At 55.6% G+C, this 18455-nt stretch carries 16 protein-coding genes; 13 read left to right on the top strand and 3 right to left on the bottom strand.

The window, feature by feature from the left end:
* The first annotated feature begins 47 nt into the window (after positions 1-47).
* Together ABYP39_RS02600 and ABYP39_RS02605 are read left to right on the top strand one after the other, a co-directional pair.
* A complete protein-coding gene (locus ABYP39_RS02600; protein ID WP_372749181.1) occupies positions 48-956 on the top strand; it encodes an alpha/beta fold hydrolase in 909 nt (302 codons plus the stop codon).
* A complete protein-coding gene (locus tag ABYP39_RS02605) occupies positions 956-1252 on the top strand; it encodes a DUF6122 family protein (RefSeq protein ID WP_372749180.1) in 297 nt (98 codons plus the stop codon). Before ABYP39_RS02600 ends, ABYP39_RS02605 begins: the two co-directional genes overlap by 1 nt.
* 73 nt (positions 1253-1325) lie before the next feature.
* On the opposite strand, the gene ABYP39_RS02610 is transcribed toward ABYP39_RS02605, so the two are convergent.
* Positions 1326-2261, bottom strand: coding sequence for a LysR family transcriptional regulator (locus ABYP39_RS02610; protein ID WP_372780995.1), 936 nt, complete (start codon positions 2259-2261; stop codon positions 1326-1328).
* Positions 2262-2378: 117 nt separating this feature from the next.
* Here ABYP39_RS02610 and ABYP39_RS02615 point away from each other — a divergent pair, with 117 nt between their 5' ends.
* The 3 genes from ABYP39_RS02615 to ABYP39_RS02625 all read left to right on the top strand — a co-directional run bounded on the left by ABYP39_RS02615 (position 2379) and on the right by ABYP39_RS02625 (position 7391).
* Positions 2379-3794 (top strand): acetyl-CoA carboxylase biotin carboxylase subunit, encoded by a 1416-nt coding sequence (locus tag ABYP39_RS02615; RefSeq protein ID WP_372749789.1) that lies wholly within the window; start codon positions 2379-2381, stop codon positions 3792-3794.
* A gap of 15 nt (positions 3795-3809) precedes the next feature.
* Positions 3810-5612 (top strand): sodium-extruding oxaloacetate decarboxylase subunit alpha, encoded by a 1803-nt coding sequence (gene oadA / locus ABYP39_RS02620; protein WP_372780997.1) that lies wholly within the window; start codon positions 3810-3812, stop codon positions 5610-5612.
* 99 nt (positions 5613-5711) lie between these two features.
* The gene (locus ABYP39_RS02625; protein ID WP_372780999.1) at positions 5712-7391 is read left to right on the top strand and encodes an MFS transporter; all 1680 of its coding nucleotides are present in this window, start codon (positions 5712-5714) and stop codon (positions 7389-7391) included.
* 85 nt (positions 7392-7476) lie between these two features.
* Here the strand turns inward: ABYP39_RS02625 and modF are convergent, their stop codons facing one another.
* A complete protein-coding gene (gene modF, locus ABYP39_RS02630; protein WP_372781001.1) occupies positions 7477-8925 on the bottom strand; it encodes a molybdate ABC transporter ATP-binding protein ModF in 1449 nt (482 codons plus the stop codon).
* A gap of 135 nt (positions 8926-9060) precedes the next feature.
* On the opposite strand from modF, the gene ABYP39_RS02635 reads away from it, so the two are divergent.
* From ABYP39_RS02635 to ABYP39_RS02655, 5 genes are all read left to right on the top strand, one after another.
* Positions 9061-9819 carry a prolyl hydroxylase family protein gene (locus ABYP39_RS02635; RefSeq protein ID WP_372781003.1) on the top strand — a complete coding sequence of 253 codons (759 nt, stop codon included), beginning with the start codon at positions 9061-9063 and terminating at the stop codon, positions 9817-9819.
* Between the two features lie 157 nt (positions 9820-9976).
* Complete coding sequence (locus ABYP39_RS02640; protein ID WP_372781011.1) at positions 9977-10837, top strand: xanthine dehydrogenase family protein subunit M; 861 nt, start codon at positions 9977-9979, stop codon at positions 10835-10837.
* Positions 10838-10859: 22 nt separating this feature from the next.
* Positions 10860-11342, top strand: a complete 483-nt coding sequence (locus tag ABYP39_RS02645) for a (2Fe-2S)-binding protein (protein ID WP_372758885.1) — start codon at positions 10860-10862, stop codon at positions 11340-11342.
* Positions 11339-13582 carry a xanthine dehydrogenase family protein molybdopterin-binding subunit gene (locus ABYP39_RS02650; RefSeq protein ID WP_372781005.1) on the top strand — a complete coding sequence of 748 codons (2244 nt, stop codon included), beginning with the start codon at positions 11339-11341 and terminating at the stop codon, positions 13580-13582. Before ABYP39_RS02645 ends, ABYP39_RS02650 begins: the two co-directional genes overlap by 4 nt.
* A 12-nt stretch (positions 13583-13594) precedes the next feature.
* On the top strand, positions 13595-13837 hold the full coding sequence (locus ABYP39_RS02655; protein ID WP_372749041.1) for a hypothetical protein: 243 nt from the start codon (positions 13595-13597) through the stop codon (positions 13835-13837).
* 53 nt (positions 13838-13890) lie between these two features.
* Here ABYP39_RS02655 and ABYP39_RS02660 read toward each other — a convergent pair whose 3' ends face one another.
* Positions 13891-14733, bottom strand: coding sequence for a sugar phosphate isomerase/epimerase family protein (locus ABYP39_RS02660; protein WP_372758882.1), 843 nt, complete (start codon positions 14731-14733; stop codon positions 13891-13893).
* A gap of 289 nt (positions 14734-15022) precedes the next feature.
* On the opposite strand from ABYP39_RS02660, the gene ABYP39_RS02665 reads away from it, so the two are divergent.
* The 3 genes from ABYP39_RS02665 to ABYP39_RS02675 all read left to right on the top strand — a co-directional run.
* Positions 15023-17458: a TonB-dependent receptor gene (locus ABYP39_RS02665; protein WP_372781007.1), complete on the top strand. Its 2436-nt coding sequence runs from the start codon at positions 15023-15025 to the stop codon at positions 17456-17458.
* Between the two features lie 72 nt (positions 17459-17530).
* Complete coding sequence (locus ABYP39_RS02670) at positions 17531-18100, top strand: nuclear transport factor 2 family protein (protein ID WP_372749622.1); 570 nt, start codon at positions 17531-17533, stop codon at positions 18098-18100.
* Between the two features lie 41 nt (positions 18101-18141).
* Positions 18142-18455 (top strand): SDR family NAD(P)-dependent oxidoreductase (locus ABYP39_RS02675; protein WP_372781009.1); only part of this gene is annotated, 314 nt, incomplete at its 3' end.

Genomic DNA, 18455 nt, shown 5'->3' on the forward strand with positions numbered 1-18455 from the left:
GCGGCGCCAGCATTGGCTGGCGCCCATTCGCTGAAGGATCGCAATAAATGAGTAAAGTGTCGGAAGAGCGTCTTGTTGATGTCGGCGGCCTTACCCTGAATGTTCAGGAGTTTGGTGACGCTGAACAGCCCGCCCTGGTTTTGATTATGGGGCTTGGCATGCAGATGATCAGTTGGCCGGACCCGCTGTGTGCGGGCTTGGCTGAACGAGGTTATCGAGTGATTCGATTCGATAACCGGGATTCCGGCCTTTCACAAAAATTTGAGCACCAGCGCGCGCCCGGTCCGCTGAAGTTGTTGATCAGCCGCAAACTCGGGTTGTCAGTCAAAGTGCCTTACCAGTTGCGGGATATGGCAAGTGATGTGGTCAATTTACTTGACGTTTTGCAGATTGGTGCAGCTCATGTAGTGGGTGCGTCGATGGGCGGAATGATCGGGCAATTGGTTGCAGCGCTTTATCCAGAGCGGGTAACCAGTCTTACCTCGATCATGTCCACCAGTGGTGCGCGCCAATTACCTCAGCCCAGAGCTGAGGTGCTAAAAGTGTTGATGACGCCCGCTGCACGCAGCGAGGAAGACTACCTGCGCAACGCGATGCGAACCTGGAGCCTGATAGGCAGCCCCGCATACCCTCCCAATGATGAGGCCCTGCGTGCTCGATTATTGGCCGGCTATCGCCGCAGTTACTGCCCCGGAGGCACGGCCCGTCAGTTGGCGGCCATCGCAGCGTGCGGCAGTCGCGTGAATGAACTCAAGCGCATTATTGCACCGACATTGGTGATTCATGGCAGGGACGATGCGCTGGTGCCAGTCGAGGGTGGCGAAGATACCGCACGACATATTCCGGGTGCCCGTCTCGAGGTGATTGATGGCATGGGGCATGATCTGCCCGAGCCGTTGTTGTCGGATTTTGTCGAAATGATTGCGGGGCACGCTGGCGCTGCTGTTGCCAACTGATGCTGCATTTGGTGCTGCATGTGATAGTGCCATTGCTAGTCGCGGTGGTTTTTTATCGCAGCAATTGGCGCAGAGCCTTGCTGATTATGCTGGCAACCATGCTGGTGGATGTTGATCATCTACTGGCAGAGCCCGTGTACGACCCGCAGCGCTGCAGTATTGGTTTTCACCCCTTGCATCAGGCGGTGGTTTTTCCTCTGTATCTGGCCTTGTGTTTCCTGCCACGCACTCGTTTGGTGGGCTTGGGTTTGAGTATTCACATGATCCTTGACGGGGTCGATTGCCTGACCCAGTAATTCCTCCGGAGCTTTCTTTTTCGTTTGCTGGTTGCCGATTTGTGGTGATGCGGGGCCGCTCGCTGGTCGCGCTTTACCTTGTCTGATTGGTGGCGGTTGTCGGGCCGATGCCGTGTTGCAGCAAGTGGTCCAGAAAGCGCGCGCTAACGGGTGTTAGCTGGCGCCGCCGATGGTTGAGTGCGCACCAGGAGCGTCGCAAGGGAAAGCCTTCCACAGTCAACGCAACCAGCTCGCCGTGGGCGATTTCACGATGGCAAGCATCGCTGGGCAGAATGCTGACGCCAAGCTGCTGCATTACCCCGCTCTTGATAGCCTCCAGCGAGCCCAGCTGTAAAGTCCGGGACAGTTTCACAGCCCGTGTGGCAGCGTAGTCTTCTATGGCTAGCCGAGTGCCGGATCCGGGCTCGCGCAATAGCAGGGTCTGCTGCATCAGTTCCAGAAAGCTCAGCGGCTGTCGCCCGGTCAGTGGGTGGCCGGGTGCTGCAACGGCCAGCAAGGGATTGTCGCGCACCGGGGCAAATTGATAGGTGCGGTCGTTGGGCGGAGAGCCGGTAATCACCAGTTCGTTGCGGTTGTCCGCGAGGCGTTTCAGTACCTGCGCCCGGTTGCCGAAGGCGAGCTGCACATCGATGGCGGGGTTTTGTTGTAGAAACGGTGCTATCACGCTGGGCAGAAAATACTGGGCGCTGGTTTCGGCGGCGATGGACAGTGTGCCGCGCACTTCACCTTTCAATTCAGCCAGCTCCATCTCCAGGCTGACCAGGCGTTGTTGCAGATCGCGGGCGGCGCGTTCCAATAGTTTGCCTGCCGGTGTGATCAGTAGCTGTTTTCCAACGTAGTCAAACAGTGTGTCGTTGACCACCTGTTCGACCTGTCGTATCTGCGCGCTGACGGCAGGTTGTGTCAGGGCCAGATCCTCAGCGGCGCGCGAATAGCTTTGGAGGCGGCAAACTGCCAGAAAGATTTCGATCTGGCGCAGAGTCAGGCGATGAAGAAATGAGGGCTGCACGGCAATGTCATTTGTCTATAAGTAATTGCTTATAGTAAATCACATTAATATCAATTTTTCCTTTCCGGTGGAATGTCTTAGGGTGGGTGCCTGATTCACTCGATTATCGAGAGCCGCATGATCAAAAAAATTCTGATCGCCAACCGGGGCGAGATAGCTGTCCGCATCGTCCGAGCCTGCGCCGAAATGAATATCCGCTCGGTGGCGGTATACACCGACCCGGATCGTTACGCCCTGCATGTGAAGCGGGCTGACGAGGCCCACAGTCTGGGCAGTGACCCGCTGGCGGGCTATCTCAATCCGCACCACATTGTGAACCTGGCGGTTGAAACAGGTTGCGATGCGGTGCATCCCGGTTATGGGTTCCTGTCGGAAAACGCCGAGCTGGCGCGTATCTGTGCGCAGCGAGGCATTCTGTTTATTGGACCGTCGGCGGACGTGATACATCGTATGGGCGATAAGACCCAGGCCCGTCAGGCCATGGTCAAGGCCGGTGTTCCGGTGACGCCCGGAAGTGAGGGTAACCTCGCAGACGTGGCCGAGGCCAAGCAGGAAGCCGAGCGTATTGGTTATCCGGTGATGCTCAAGGCAACTTCGGGCGGCGGTGGTCGGGGTATTCGCCGCTGCGACAACGAAGCCGAACTCGAGCGTAATTATGAGCGTGTGATATCCGAAGCTACCAAAGCGTTCGGGAATGCCGATGTATTTCTGGAAAAATGCATCGTTAACCCCAAGCACATTGAAGTGCAGGTGCTGGCAGACAGCCATGGCAACGTGGTTCATCTCTATGAGCGCGATTGTTCCATCCAGCGACGTAATCAAAAGTTGATTGAAATTGCACCGTCACCCCAGCTCACACCCGAGCAGAGGGCCTATGTGGGAGAGTTGGCAGTTACAGCCGCGGAGGCGGTGGGCTATGAAAATGCTGGCACGGTTGAGTTCCTGCTGTCAGACAATCAAGTCTACTTTATGGAAATGAATACCCGCGTGCAGGTGGAGCACACCATCACCGAGCAGATTACTGGGGTGGACATCGTGCGCGAACAGATTCGCATTGCCAGCGGTTTGCCACTTGGCTTTCGTCAGCAGGACATCAGTTACCGGGGCTATGCCTTGCAGTTGCGGATTAACGCGGAAGACCCAAAAAACAATTTTCTGCCGAGTTTTGGCAAGATCAGCCGCTACTATGCGCCCGGTGGCCCTGGAGTCAGGGTTGATACGGCCATCTATACCGGCTACGACATTCCTCCGTATTTCGACTCTATGTGCCTGAAGCTTATTGTCTGGAGTCTGCAGTGGGAAGATGCGCTGGATCGAGCTGTGCGCGCCCTGAATGACATGCGTCTGCAAGGTATCAAAACCACCGCGCCCTATTATCAGCAAATACTGCAGCACCCTGATTTTCGCTCAGGTCGTTTCGATACCAGTTTCGTCGATCAACACCCGGAGTTGATGCAGTACTCGGAAAAAAGCCGGCCAGAGGATATTGCCCTGGCTATCGCTACTGCTATTGCCGCCTATGCCGGCGTCTAATTGTTGGAGAATCTCATGAGTAAGCCTGTACACATTACCGACGTGGTCTTGCGCGATGGTCATCAGTCGCTGATTGCCACGCGTTTGCGTACCGAAGATATGTTGCCGGTATGCGACAAGCTCGACAGCGTGGGTTTCTGGTCGCTGGAAGTTTGGGGCGGGGCAACCTTTGATGCCTGTGTACGTTTTCTGAAAGAAGACCCCTGGGAACGCCTGCGGCAGTTGCGTGAGGCGCTACCCAATACGCGGTTGCAAATGCTACTGCGTGGTCAAAACCTGCTGGGCTATCGCCACTATGCCGATGACGTGGTTGAAGCCTTTGTCGCAAAATCTGCTGAAAACGGTATTGATGTATTTCGTGTGTTTGATGCGATGAACGATGTTCGTAACATCGAAACAGCCATCAGGGCGGTCAAGAAAAGCGGCAAACACGCACAGGGCACGCTGTGCTACACCACCAGTCCGGTGCATACGGTTCAGGCATTCGTCGAACAGGCAAAAACGATGGCGGGGATGGGCTGCGACTCCATCGCCATCAAGGATATGGCGGGGCTGCTGACCCCGTTTGCTACCGGTGAGCTGATCGGGGCGTTGAAGGCCGAGCTGGAATTGCCGATCTTTTTGCACAGCCACAATACCTCTGGCCTGGCGGCCTTGTGCCAGCTGAAAGCGATTGAAAACGGTGTCGACCATATCGACACGGCGCTGTCAGCCTTTGCTAACGGCACCAGTCATCCAGCCACAGAATCGATGGTCGCGGCCCTCAAGGGTACCGAGTACGACACCGGTCTCGATCTGACGCTGCTCAATGAAATTGCGCGCCACTTTTGGCAGGTTAGAAAGAAGTATCATCAGTTTGAAAGTGAATTTACCCGCGAAGATGTATCGGTGCAGATCAATCAGGTGCCGGGCGGAATGATGTCCAATCTCGCCAACCAACTGAAAGAGCAGGGTGCGCTCAACCGAATCGACGAGGTTTTTGCGGAAATTCCGCGGGTGCGGGAAGACCTTGGTTTCCCTCCTCTGGTGACGCCCACTTCACAAATTGTCGGCACCCAGGCCGTGATGAATGTACTGGCCGGTGCGCGCTACAAAACCCTCACCAATGAAGTGAAACGATATCTCATGGGGCACTACGGCAAAGCGCCGGGGGTGGTCAATGAAGAATTGCGGCGCAAGGCCGTTGGCAGTGAAGAAGTGATTGAGGTTCGGCCGGCCGACCTGTTGCCGGCGGAGTTGGACAAACTGCGCGCCGACATTGGCGAGTTGGCACGCTCCGAAGAAGATGTTTTGACTTATGCCATGTTTCCGGATCTGGGCAAGACCTTTCTGGAGCAACGCGCTGCTGGAACTCTGGAACCCGAAGTCCTGCTGCCCGTGGAGCAGGCGGGGCAGCAGGCAGCCGTTGGCGGTACGCCCACTGAGTTTGTCATTGATGTGCACGGCGAAAGCTATCAGGTGGAAATTACCGGTGTAGGTGTGAAAGGGACCGGTAAGCGCCATTTTTACCTGACACTCGACGGTGTGCCCCAAGAAGTGGTGTTCGAAGCCATGAATGAATATCAGGCTGAAGGCGGCAGTGGGCGTAAGCAGGCCTCTAAACCTGGCCATGTGACCACCGGAATGCCTGGCAACATTGTTGAGGTGCTGGTGTCTGTTGGCGATGAAATTAAAGCCGGCCAGCCGGTGCTGGTGACCGAAGCCATGAAGATGGAGGCCGAAGTACAAGCCACCATAGACGGCACTGTAACAGCGATTCATGTAGCCAAAGGTGATCGCGTAACACCGGGCGAAATTCTGGTGGAAATTGAAGCTTGAGGTATGCCCAGCATATCGTAGTTGTTCAACACCACTGTTCAGCAGCGAGTGATCTCACTATAGTAGTCGCACTGGATGAAGAACGCGGATTGAGCTCTTATGGCTAACACAAACACCCCCAACGCAGAGCGCGCAGCAGCGAAAACCGGCGCGGGGGTGTTTTCGCCACTGAATCACACGACGTTTCGCGGCATGTGGTTCAGCAACACCATTACCAATGCTGGCGGCCTGATTCAAAGTGTTGCGGCTGCCTGGGTTATGGCAAGTATCTCGACTGCAGATCACGTAGCGCTGGTGCAGACAGCGACCTTTCTGCCGATGGCGCTGTTTGCCCTGCCCGCCGGTGCCATTGCCGATATCTACGATCGGCGCAAGGTTCAAATCGTTTTCTTTACGCTGTCGCTGGTAGCTGCGGCGATCATGACGGCGGCCTCTTGGTTCAATCTGCTGACACCCTGGGTCTTGCTGGGGTTATGTTTTCTGGTCGGTACTGGCGGTGCGCTGGCCGCGCCGGCGCGTGGTGCCTCGGTCGCCGAGCAGGTGCCCAGTGCGCTGATTCCCCAAGCTGTGGCACTCAACAATATCAGTTATAACCTAGCGCGCAGTGTTGGTCCGGCAGTGGGGGGTATGCTGGTGGCTGCCTTTGGTGCCACGATCGCATTTGCCGTAAACACGCTGTCGTTTCTACCGATGCTGGAATCCCTGCGGCGTTGGGAGCGGGAGAAGGAAATTTCCCGTTTGCCACCGGAGGGGTTGTTGCGCTCGGTGAACTCCGGTGTGCGCTATGTGATTAACATGCAGCCGGTGCGACTTGCAGTCTCTCGCGCGTTTGTTCTTTGCCTGTTGGGAGCGGCGCTGCCGTCCCTGATGCCGTTGATTGCAAAAGATCTGCTCAATGGCACCGCCAGCACGTTTGGTCTTTTGCTGGGTTTTTTCGGAGTGGGCGCGGTGGCGGGCATCTTCGTGTTGCAGCCCATGCGCGATCGCTTTGGCAATGAAAAGACGCTGCAGATATGCACCCTTGCGGTGGCCGGCTGTCTGGTTGTACTTGGCTACAGTCGCACCCAGTGGATTGATTTTGCCGCTTTGCTGGTTGCTGGTCTGGCGTGGATGATGATCACCACCACCATTAGTGTCATGGTGCAGCTGTTTGTGCCGCGCTGGGTGATGGGACGGGCGATTGCCACGTCTACCGCTGCGATTACGCTGGGGGTTGCAATCGGCTCCTGGGTCTGGGGGTTGGTAGCGCGCGACTATGGCGTGGTAGTGGCCTTCCAAATTGCGGCGACGACCTTGATCTTTTCCATGGCATTGGGGCGTTTTCTACCTGTCGCAGATCGGGATAACTCCACCGAGCTGGATGAAGAATCTTTGGATGATCCCGAAGTGAAGCTTGGTATCAGCGGACGCAGCGGCCCGATCACAATTGAATTGCAGTACCGCATTCCGGCTGATAAGGCGCGTGATTTTTATTACATCATGCGTGAGCAACAGAAAGCGCGGTCACGCAACGGCGCGTATGAATGGTCGTTGTCACGTAATATTGCTGACCCGGAACAATGGATCGAGCGTTTCACATGTCCTACCTGGCATGATTATTTGCGCCTGCGTAATCGTCGGACGCTGGAAGACAGTGATCTGCATCGTCGCGCGGCCCAGCTGCAGATCGGTATGGAGCCGATTAAAGTATTGCGCTGGCTGGATCGTCCGGCTGGATCGGTGCGGCAGAGCGATGACGTCCCGGACCGCGGAGACGAAACATTGCAGATTCAGAACTGATCGGCCCTGTTTGCAGGGCGGGTTCCAAACTTGGCGAGCTGCGCCCCTTGCTACCCGATTCAGTAATGGGCGGTGTCGGGCACGGTTATGACTTTACGATTTCAAACCGTACTTTCTCCGTCGCGCACGCCCGGAACTCGAGCGTATGCTGGATGCACGTGAGAATTTCATCGCCCCGGTGTGATACCAGCAGCAAAGTGCTATTGCCCGCGGCTATCAGTTTCTCGACCAGTTTTAATACGTAGAAACGGTTGAAGTCGTCCAGGCCTTCGGTCGGTTCGTCGAGAATAATCAGCGGCGGTTGTTTTATCAGTGCGCGGGCAATCAGCAACAGTTGTTGCTGTCCCATCGACAAACTGCGAAATGGTGTATGCGCGCGATCGGTAAGATCCAGTATGTCCAGCCAGGCCATGGCAAGTGCCTTTTCCTTTTCGCCAACGGCGGTATACACCCCAATGGAATCCGTAAGCCCGGAAATGACCACCGTTAGGGCACTGGCTGAGGCGCGATAGTCCCGGTGCAGACTCCCGGATACATAGCCGATATGCTTTTTGATCTCCCAGATGCTTTCACCGCTGCCGCGTTGGAAACCTAGCACATGCATAGTGTTGCGATAACACTGTGGGTGATCTCCGGTGATCAATCCGAGCAGAGTGGATTTTCCACAGCCATTGGGGCCGTGAATTCGGCTGTGTTCTCCCGGCAGCAGCTGCCAGCTGAAATCGCGGAACTGATAATCGTCGCCGTATTGAACAAACCCATTCTCAATGCGGATCAAAGCCCTGTCGTTGGGCCAGGCGGGTAACTGGAACTCGGCGGAGCGCGGTGGCAGTTCTGGCAGGCTTTCGCGGTGATTATCCAGATGGCGCCAGACTGCTTCGAGGTCTGCTGGCCGTTCGCCCTGATAGACCAGTTTGCCTTCATCCAACAGAGCGATGTGTTGGCATTTTTCAATGATATGTGCGGTCTGATTCACCACCAGAACAAGCCATTGACCGGCATCTGCCAATGTATTGAGTGCCTCGTGCAGGTGCGCGTAGTTAGTCTGGTCCAATCCCTCGAAGGGTTCATCCAGTATCAATAAATCGGGCTTTTCGAGCAGGGCGCGTGCCAGCAACGTGCGGCGCCCCTCGCCGCTGCTAAGACGGCGATAACCGCGGTCGAGCAGATGGTCTAGATTAAGTGCCTTGCAAGCGTGCTCGTGATCGCTATCCCAGGGCGAAATTTCTTCCAGCAATTGCCGCACCGTGCGGCCTTCGTCCACTTCGTTAATCAGGTCGCTTTCGTCGCGGTAGAGTTCGTCTTCGTAGAGCGCTTGCTGGGATTCCAGAGAAACCCACAGTACCTTTTCCGGCGACTGTAATATTTGGCCGCTGACGGGTTTGAGTGCGCCGCTGAGAACTTGCGCAAGCGCACTTTTGCCGGAGGCGTTGGCGCCGAGAATGGTCCAGCAGGTGCCCGGGTCAAGTGTCCAGTTGATATCCCTGACGACTGTCTGTCGGCCGTAGGCTATATTGATGTTTTCCAGTTTCATAATGCTGCTGATGCCGATAAAGGCGATGGAGTTTACGTTGCTGAACTGCGGGCAACAAGTCGAGCCAGATCAACACACGGCCTATCACTGCGTTACACTGGGTGTCCAAATTCAGCGAAGGTGATTGACCTGACCATGTCGTTTTATGTGGTAGCGCGTGAACCCGGTGCCGAAAACCCCGCTATTCCCACCTGGGCCAATGACTGCGCCAATCCGGCCGGGTTGGCGAGGGCGCCCGCCACAGCCGTGGAGCGAGTCCCGGTGGCCGGTGTGCCGGCAGCCTATCAATTGTTGAATGTGTTGAGTCCGGAAGAGTGCCTGCAACTTATTCAATTGAGTGAATCGCTGGGCTATCTGGAGGACGCCGCTGTGTCGCTGCCGCGCGAGGTGCGTCACAACGACAATGTGGTTTGGGTGGTCGATGATACAACTCACGATGTGTTGTGGCAGCGTGTCGTGGACCTGGTAAGTCGGGATGTGGCGGTCTATCAGAGCCGGAAACCGATGGGGCTTAACGCCCGCTTTCGCTTTTATCGCTACAATGAACAGGACTACTTTCGATTTCACAGCGACGGTGCCTGGCCGGGCAGCCGGGTGGTCAATGGCGAGTTGATTGCCAATGCCTATGACGATCGCTACAGTCAGGCAAGTTTTTTGTTTTTTCTCAATGGTGATTATGAGGGCGGTGCTACGCGTTTTCTGGTGAACGCGACTGACAGCCGCCGGCCTGCGCAGCGCGCTGCGGAGTTGGCAGAAGTGGACGTGCGCACGCCGGCCGGTGGCGTGCTGTGCTTTCCGCACGGTGCGCACCCGCTGCACTGTGTTCACAGCTCCGAGCCGATTGTTTCCGGCACCAAATACATTATTCGTACCGACCTGTTAATGGAATGGTGATTGTTGGCCAGTCCGTACAACAGCTGCACATTGACGTTAAACGCGAATGTACCTGCACCTAAGGTAGAGATCTCCAGATCTTAGTGCTTTATAAGGGTATTAAACTGCAGAACGATCTTATAAAAACAAGACCTCTTGAGGAGGATGTATGCAAGCGATGCAGTATCTGGCGCCGGCTTCGGTTGATGAGGCGATTAAAGCCTTGGGTGATGGCGAGGGCGCGAACGTATTGGCTGGCGGAACTGACCTTCTCGTTCAGATGAAGCTCGGGTTACGCCAGCCAACCCGAATCATCGATATCAAGAATATTCCAGAAATGATGTCGATTGAACTGTCTGCCCAGGGCTTGCGTTTGGGGGCGGCTGTTCCTGGTGCGGTGGTAAGCGCCAATACTGCACTGAATGCCATTTATCCCGGTTTTGTCGAATCGCTGGACATGATCGGTTCGAGCCAGGTGCAGGGTCGCTGCTCCGCCGGCGGCAATCTTTGCAATGCCTCGCCGGCGGCGGATTCTGTACCGGCAATGATCGTCAATCGCGCTGTTTGCACCATTGTCGGATCGGGCGGTAGCCGGCAGGTGCCTGTCGAGCAGTTCAATACCGGACCCGGCAAAAACTGTCTGGCGCGCGGCGAGTTTCTCCTGACGATTGATTTTCCGCGACCGGCCGCGCGTACGAGTGATGCCTACCTGCGGATGATTCCGCGCACGGAAATGGATATCGCGATTGCGGGAGCCGGTGTATCCCTCACGCTCGACGCCAGTGGAAAATGCACCGCTGCGCGTGTTGCCATCGGCGCCGTGGCGCCGACGGCATTGCTGGTGCCTGAGGCCGCAAATGCCCTGCTAGGCAGTACGCTCGATGATACGGCTCTCACCCGGGCGGCGGCAGCCGCCAGCGCAGCGGCCAACCCGATCAGCGACAAACGCGGAACCGCTGAGTATCGCAAACAGGTGGTAGGGGTGTTGGTTAAGCGCGCTGCACTTCAAGCCAAAGCCCGTATTGAAGCCCAAGTATAAGAGGCAGGATCTTATGTCACCACTGAAGAAAATTCATGTTTCGACCACGATCAATGGCCAAGCTGAGCAGTTCTTATGTGAGCCGCAGCAGGTTCTGTCAGATGTATTGCGCACAAACCTTAACCTGACAGGTACCAAAGAGGGTTGCACAACTGGCGATTGCGGAGCCTGTTCCGTAATGCTTGATGGAACGCTCGTCTGCGCCTGTCTGGTGCTGGCCGCTGAGGTTGAGGGCAAAACGGTGCTTACCGTCGAAGGTGTTGCCGAGGGCAATGCGTTGCATCCGGTGCAGCAGAAACTGCTGGAACACGCGGCTTTGCAATGTGGCATTTGTACGCCCGGGATTGTGGTGGCTGCCAAAGCGCTGTTGGACAAAAACCCTGACCCCAGTGAGGAAGAAGCCCGTTACTGGCTCGCGGGAAATCTGTGTCGCTGCACAGGCTATGACAAGATCATTCGCGCGGTGCTCGACGCGGGCGCACAGATGCGGGGGGCTAAAGTATGAACGCAAAAACCGATTTCAAATATGTGGGCTCACGCCCGATCCGGCCCGACGGTGCCGACAAGGTGACTGGCCGTGCTCGCTACGGCGCTGACCTTAATGTGCAGGGCATGATTTTTGGTGCCATGGTGCGCAGTCCGCATGCCCACGCGCGGATTAAATCCATTGATTTTTCTGCCGCTGAAAAGCTGCAGGGTGTGCTTGCCGTGATGGGGGGTGACGATCTGCCCGATCCTGGTGACAAGATCATCCCTGGCGGCGAAATAGAAACTAAAGTTAAAGACATCGTCCCGTTGGTGATGGCGCGGGACAAGGTACATTTTCACGCCCAGCCAGTGGCAGCGGTGGCGGCTACCTCTCAACGCGTAGCTGACGAGGCGGCGAAATTGGTGAAGGTTGAGTACGAGGTGTTGCCGCATGTTCTGGATATGCATGAGGCGTTGCAGCCAAATGCGCCCTTGCTACACGAAGATTTGATTACGCACGGTGTCGAGCCTCCGCCGGAACAGCCCTCCAACGTCTGGACCCAGCTTGAGTTTGCCAGTGGCGACCTGGACAAAGGCTTTGCCGAGGCCGATATCATCGTTGAGCGTACCTATTCCGTACCCATGTGCCATCAGGGCTATATTGAGCCTCACGCCTGTGTGGTGAAGGTTGATGAGAACGATCGGGTCGATATTTGGTGTAGTACGCAGGGGGCATTCATTGTTCGCGCCCAGACAGCTGCCATCACCGGAATGGACGTCGGAAAAATCAAAGTGACACCCTCTGAAATTGGTGGTGGCTTTGGTGGCAAGACCACCGTTTATCTGGAGCCGGTTGCCACCGTGCTTGCGAAGAAATCCGGTCGCCCGGTAAAAATGGTGATGAGCCGGGAGGAGGTGTTTCGCGCGACTGGCCCGGCGGCGGCGGCCGAAACCCGGGTTAAAATCGGCGTTACTAACGATGGCAGACTTACGGCATTTGAAACCGATATCCTGATGGACACGGGGGCTTACAGTGGCCACCCGCTGATGGCGGCGGTATTGTTTTCAACGGCCTGTTACAAGTGCGACAACATCCGCAGTTTCGGTCGCGAAGTTGTCACCAACAAACCGCGCGTCTACGCCTATCGCGCTCCGGGGCTGCCGCAGCCCACGGTGGGTGTTGAATGTGTAATGAATGAACTGGCGGAAAAATTGGGTATCGACCCGATCGAGTTTCGCTTGCGCAATGCCATGGATGAAGGCGATGTCACCGTTATCGGCATGCCGTTTATGAAAATTGGTCTTAAAGCCTGTCTGGAAGCGGCGCAGGCCCATCCACACTATCGTTCTCAATTGCGCGATGGTCAGGGAAGGGGGGTGGCTGCCGCCTTTTGGATCAATGCCGGTATGCAGTCCAGTGCCACCATCAACGTGGCCGACGACGGCCGTGTGGCAGTGCTAACCGGCAGTCCTGATATTGGTGGCTCACGGGCGTCGATGGCGCTGATGACTGCCGAAGTGTTGGATATTCCCGTTGATCGCATACAGCCGGCTGTAATGGATACCGATTCTATCGGCTTTTGCGATGTAACAGGTGGTAGCCGCACAACGCTCGCCACCGGTGGCGCGGTCATTCAGGCCGCTGAGCAGCTGGTAGATGATATGAAGGCGCGCGCAGCCCAGCTCTGGCAGATCGAACCGGAGCAGGTGACTTGGCGTGATGGGAAAGCGGTAGCCGCTGACGGAGAAAAACAACTGACGTTGCAGGAATTGGCCATGCAGGCGGGCGCCACTGGCGGGCCGCTAACGGTAACTGCCCGCCTCAATGCCCATACAGCGCAACCGGCGTTTGCAGTAAACCTGTGTGACGCTGCGGTTGATTCCGAAACCGGAAAGGTTACGGTTACTCGATTTACCTGCATTCAGGATGCGGGCAAGGCGGTGCATCCGGCCTACGTCGAGGGGCAGATGCAGGGTGGTGCAGTGCAGGGAATTGGCTGGGCGTTAAATGAAGAGTATATGTTTAACCCGGACGGCTCGATGGAAAACGCGGGCTTTCTCGATTACCGGGTGCCCGTTGCGTCAGATCTGCCCATGATCGACACCCAGATTGTGGAGGTGCCCAACCCGCTGCATCCCTACGGCGTGCGCGGAGTGGGCGAAGTGCCTATTGTGCCACCAATGCCCGCTGTGGTGACCGCCGTAAACAGGGCGGCCGGTACGTCGGTGTGCGATTTGCCGCTCACGCCCGCCAAACTGTTGGCGGCCATGAGCTAGGGTAAATCTCTTATGGCGCGGGTTATCTTTCCAAGCGATCTGCAACAGCTTACCGGCGAGCGAGAAACGCAGGTTGTGGCGTCGGATTTTCGTGGATTGGTCGTGGAGCTGTGCGCGCGCTATTCGGCGTTGTCTCCTGAAAGACTGCACAAATATGCCGTCGCCATCGACGGCATGATCATTCAGAGACCGCTTTTGGAGCGCTTTGCGGCAGACAGCGAGTTGGTATTTATGGGACGGATTGCCGGAGGCTAATGTTGACCGCAAAACCCACACTCACCAGAGGCCGCGCTGATTTTGTCGGTTGATCAATAGCTCAGCTTACTTTGAATTAACGCCAGCCCTTCCCGGTACACCTCTTCTTCGCAACTGAAATTATTGCGCCAGATATTAACGGCGGACACGATGTCTGGCACGGTGTTGCCGAAGGCTTCAATGACGATGCGTCCATTATAGTGGTGTTGATTTAACGCACTGAATACCCCTGACCAATCCACGGTGCCTGTACCTGGCGTTCCACGGTGACTCTCACTCACATGAATCTGGTTTATGCAGCCGATGCTTTCGCTAAGGGCATCATATTGATTGCGTTCTTCAATCTGGGCGTGGTGTGTATCGTAAAGCACGCCAACATTATCCAGAGCCACAGCATTGACCAGCGATTGCGCCTGTTTACTGGTATTCAGGAAATAACATTCAAAGCGGTTAAGAAACTCGACGCTTAGCTCAATACCAGCAGATTGTGCGTATTCGCCAGCGGTTCGCAGGAACTCAACACAGTAGCCAAACTCGGTGTCACTCTGCCCTTGCCCGCTAAACACCTTGTGCGCCGAATGAATGGGGCCAATAAGGGCCTCGCCACCCAGTTGTGCGGTGAGATCAATCTCACGCTGGAGTTGCTCTAGTGCGCGCTGCCGTACCTGTGGGTTGTTCGCGATAGGGTTCGTCTCTTCCTGACACAGGGTGGCAACGGTTCTGGCCAAGCCCAGTTGGTCCAGATGGCCGCGAAGCGCATTGATCTCATGCCGGGAATACTCTGCGTTGGGCAGCTCAATCAGATCGAAGCCGCTGTTGGCGAGATGCTCTATCAGCGGGAAATGCTGCTCAGTAACTCGGGTGGTCCAGAGAAACAGGTTCATACCAATTTTCATGTCATGCTCTGTGCTGCATTGATGGAGGCTGAAATGGCCGGTTATCGAAACAACTATCCGGAATAAGGTGTACTGATTAGTTGACCGGATGTAAAAACGCGACCTATAAGTATAAGTGCATATAGGACGGTGTTACGAATTTAAGGTTCGATTCAGGTTTCTGAATTTAACTCAGGCAGATAGAGCCTAGCTTTAGAAACATTTTACCAAAGTGCCCCTTGCAGTCAGTCAGCTATTCCATGTGCTGATTTGTACGGACAAAGAGATCATCAAAGAAGCGAGTATTTTTATGGCAACACAAGATTCAGTACAAAACAGCCAGCGGGATTCCAATCGCAGTGGTGCCAGCCTGCTAGGAGTGATGCTGGCGCCGATGCTGGCCGGTTTTCCGATGACCCTGCTGGCCCAATCAACCAGCGAGTCTGCAAACGAACAGATTATTGAAGAGGTTATTGTTACTGCTCGCCGCAAAGACGAAACACTGCAAGAGGTGCCGCTTTCTGTGAACGCGGTATCCTCTGAAAAAATTGCTGACTTGAATATTCGCAAGTTGGAGGATATTTCCAGCGTGGTCGCCGGCCTGAGCATGCAGGAAGACACCATTGCGCCCAATGCGAGTGTGCGGGGTGTGCGCTTCGACACCTTCGCCAGTGGCAATAACCCTACGGTCGAGTTTTATATGAATGACTCGCCCATCGTGTCACTGTCGGCGATGCAGGCCATGTTCGATATCGGCCAGATTGAAGTGTTGCGTGGGCCGCAGGGTACACTGCGCGGTCGCGCCTCTCCCTCTGGCGCCATTACCCTGACCACTAAGCGTCCTGACCTGCAGAAAATGGAGGGCTATATTGATCTGACGGCAACGGATATCGGTGGTCAGAACGCCCGATTTGCCGTCGGAAGCCCCTTGATCGACGACGTACTTGCGGTTCGGCTGGCGGGTTTTTATGAACAGAATGAAGGCAACCGGGTTGAAAGTATCAACAGCGATGAAGACCCTTTGTACGAGGGGGGAGGAGCACGTATTTCGCTGCGCTATGCGCCGAACGAAAAGCTGGAAGCGAACCTGATGTATCAGCGCATTAAGCCCAGACGCAGGCTGTTTACGCAGGTTGAATCGGCAAATCGCGCCGACCCGAGCCAGCCAGCACCTGCCCAGGGGGATTTTGACGCTGGTGACCGCAAAGCGGTCAGCGATATCGCCACTGAATCTCGCCACGACCTGCGCCGGCTCGGATTTGAACTGGGCTGGGAAGTGGGCGGCCTGATGCTGAACTACGCCGGCTCGTCAACCGATATGATGGTCAACTGGAAAGATGCGGACGATTCCGGTGATGTGTTTGGTCCGGGCTCTGATCCGCGTCTGCAGGACTACGGACAGGTGACAGATACCGAAACCAATGGACATAGTCATGAGTTCAGACTCTCGCCGTCGGAATTGATCAATGACAAATTCAGCTATGTGGTGGGTGTGCTGTATCAGGAAAATGAATCCGATACCGAGCTGATGCGGCCTACCCCAGTGTTCCTGCCGTCCTTTGCTGGCGGTGGTCTGGCTACTGTGGTTCAGACGCCGGTCACCTCCCAGGGCGAATCCACTGAGCAATCGGTCTTCGCTAATGTGACCTGGATGCTGAACGAGAAATCGGAACTGTCAGGCGGATTGCGATATATCGATTACCAGACCGAAAACCAGGTCAGGGTCTCTGGTGCTACCATTTCCGATACCGATGAAGACTGGACAGAAACCATTTACTCCCTGTCTTACAAGCATCACTACAGCGATGACCTGATGGCATACGCCACAGCGGGTTCCTCCTGGCGGCCGGGTATTAACGTGGTGGGCAACTTCAGTCGCAATAAAAGTGCGCGCGAGCGACAGTTTGAGAGCCTCGATCCGGAAACCTCGGATTCCATCGAGTTTGGTGCCAAATCCACATTGCTGGACGGGCGCATGCAACTGAACGGAGCGCTGTACTATCAGACGTTTGATAACTACCCCTATCGCGCGGGTGGCGAAGGTGTGTACTACGTAGAAACCGATTCCTCTGGAACCCGTTCTGTCAAACAGCACAGCTTTGTGGCTGCGGTGCCGGTAGACGTTTACGGGCTGGAAGTGGAAACCCGTTATCAGGTCAGCTCTGTTTGGTCGGTGGGCGCCCTGTTCAGCTATGCCAAGGGTGAAATCGACGGCGGCACTGTGCCCTGCAACGATTACGCGCCGGCAGATGGCCAGCCTGATTCCAGTGGTTCTGCACCCACAGTCGCCCAGATTGATGCCGCTACGGGTGGCCAGAATGTCGGTGCCTGTGATGTGGATTACCGCTCCAATTACGCACCGCTGTGGACCACCACCCTGTCCTCCGAGTATGGCTTTGAAGTCGCCGGTCTCAATGCGTACGTGCGCGGCTTGTGGACTGTCTATGGTTCGTCAAAGAACGACCCGACGAATGCATTCGACAATGTGGACTCCTACAATATCCTGAATCTTTACACTGGTGTCCGCGGCAGTGAGGGCAAATGGGAGGCGATGTTGTATGCCAAAAACATTGCCGACGAAGAAGAAGTGCTGAGCCGTGGTGCTACCCCGGCGGGTGTCGGCGTACAGGTATTACAACCGCCTTCGTTCACATCAGCATCCGGTGAAACACGTTCATCAACCTACCGTGAAATCAGCGTCACACCCGAGCGCGAAATCGGGTTGAATTTCCGCTACAACTTTTAAAGTCAACAGTCTTGATTCACTGCCGGGCATTAGCCCGGCTTTATTTTTGAAATGCTATCTGGATCAGGTTTCGTGAGTGAACAGCACAACGAAATAATTAACGTTATTGACCGGGAAAAAATTCGTGACTGCATAGCACGACTGGCACGCGGTGAGGACCGGCGCTGTGAAGCGGAGCTTGTTGCATGCTTCTGGCCGGATGCGCAGCTGGATTTCGGTATCTTTGCGGGAACATTGAAAGAGTATCTGCATTGGGTGCTTCCTGGTTCTCCGGCAGTTGTGCTGACACAACATATACTCGGGCAGTCACTTGTCGAGCTGAGTTCGGACAACCCGACAAATGCATCGTCAGATAACAGCAGGGTGGAAACACATGTCATGTCTTACCACCGTATTGATAGTGGTCAGGATGGAGCTGACCGCTTTCGGGATATTGTCATCGGTGGGCGCTATCTGGATGCATTGGAAAAACGGGGCAATGAGTGGCGTATTTACCAGCGCACCATGCTTTATGACTGGCATCAGGACTGGGGTGCTGCGGCAGACTGGTCGCAGGGATTAATGGGACAGTCATTCAGTGGTAGTCATTTTATTGGGAAAACCACAGATGATTACAGTAAGACGTTTTTTGGTAGGGCATAGCGCGATCACAGATACGCGCAGAAGTGAGAAGGGAGCAGCGAATGGCGAGTCTTGAGGGAAAGGTTGCCGTTGTAACTGGCGCGAGCCGCGGTATAGGGAAGGGCATTGCGCTGGCTTTGGCGAGTGAGGGAGCCACGGTTTATGTGACAGGCCGAACCGTTGCGCACGGTGAGCACGCACTGCCCGGTACTGTGGGGGAGACTGCACAAGCCTGCTCGAAACGTGGCGGAAAAGGCATTGCTGTCAGAGTGGATCACAGCAGCGACAGTGATGTGGCCGCATTATTCGATCGCGTGCGCGAGGAACAAGGCCGTTTGGATGTTCTTGTGAACAACGCCTTCTCGCTCCCAGATGA

The sequence above is a fragment of the Litorivivens sp. genome, from assembly GCF_041625495.1.
Classification (GTDB): domain Bacteria; phylum Pseudomonadota; class Gammaproteobacteria; order Pseudomonadales; family Spongiibacteraceae; genus Litorivivens.

Bases quoted from the DNA above. Each gene is read 5' to 3' on its own strand.
- ABYP39_RS02600 (WP_372749181.1), top strand. From the start codon at position 48: ATGAGTAAAGTGTCGGAAGAGCGTCTTGTTGATGTCGGCGGCCTTACC.
- ABYP39_RS02605 (WP_372749180.1), top strand. From the start codon at position 956: ATGCTGCATTTGGTGCTGCATGTGATAGTGCCATTGCTAGTCGCGGTG.
- ABYP39_RS02615 (WP_372749789.1), top strand. From the start codon at position 2,379: ATGATCAAAAAAATTCTGATCGCCAACCGGGGCGAGATAGCTGTCCGC.
- oadA (WP_372780997.1), top strand. From the start codon at position 3,810: ATGAGTAAGCCTGTACACATTACCGACGTGGTCTTGCGCGATGGTCAT.
- ABYP39_RS02625 (WP_372780999.1), top strand. From the start codon at position 5,712: ATGGCTAACACAAACACCCCCAACGCAGAGCGCGCAGCAGCGAAAACC.
- modF (WP_372781001.1), bottom strand. From the start codon at position 8,925: ATGAAACTGGAAAACATCAATATAGCCTACGGCCGACAGACAGTCGTC.
- ABYP39_RS02635 (WP_372781003.1), top strand. From the start codon at position 9,061: ATGTCGTTTTATGTGGTAGCGCGTGAACCCGGTGCCGAAAACCCCGCT.
- ABYP39_RS02640 (WP_372781011.1), top strand. From the start codon at position 9,977: ATGCAGTATCTGGCGCCGGCTTCGGTTGATGAGGCGATTAAAGCCTTG.
- ABYP39_RS02650 (WP_372781005.1), top strand. From the start codon at position 11,339: ATGAACGCAAAAACCGATTTCAAATATGTGGGCTCACGCCCGATCCGG.
- ABYP39_RS02655 (WP_372749041.1), top strand. From the start codon at position 13,595: ATGGCGCGGGTTATCTTTCCAAGCGATCTGCAACAGCTTACCGGCGAG.
- ABYP39_RS02660 (WP_372758882.1), bottom strand. From the start codon at position 14,733: ATGAAAATTGGTATGAACCTGTTTCTCTGGACCACCCGAGTTACTGAG.
- ABYP39_RS02665 (WP_372781007.1), top strand. From the start codon at position 15,023: ATGGCAACACAAGATTCAGTACAAAACAGCCAGCGGGATTCCAATCGC.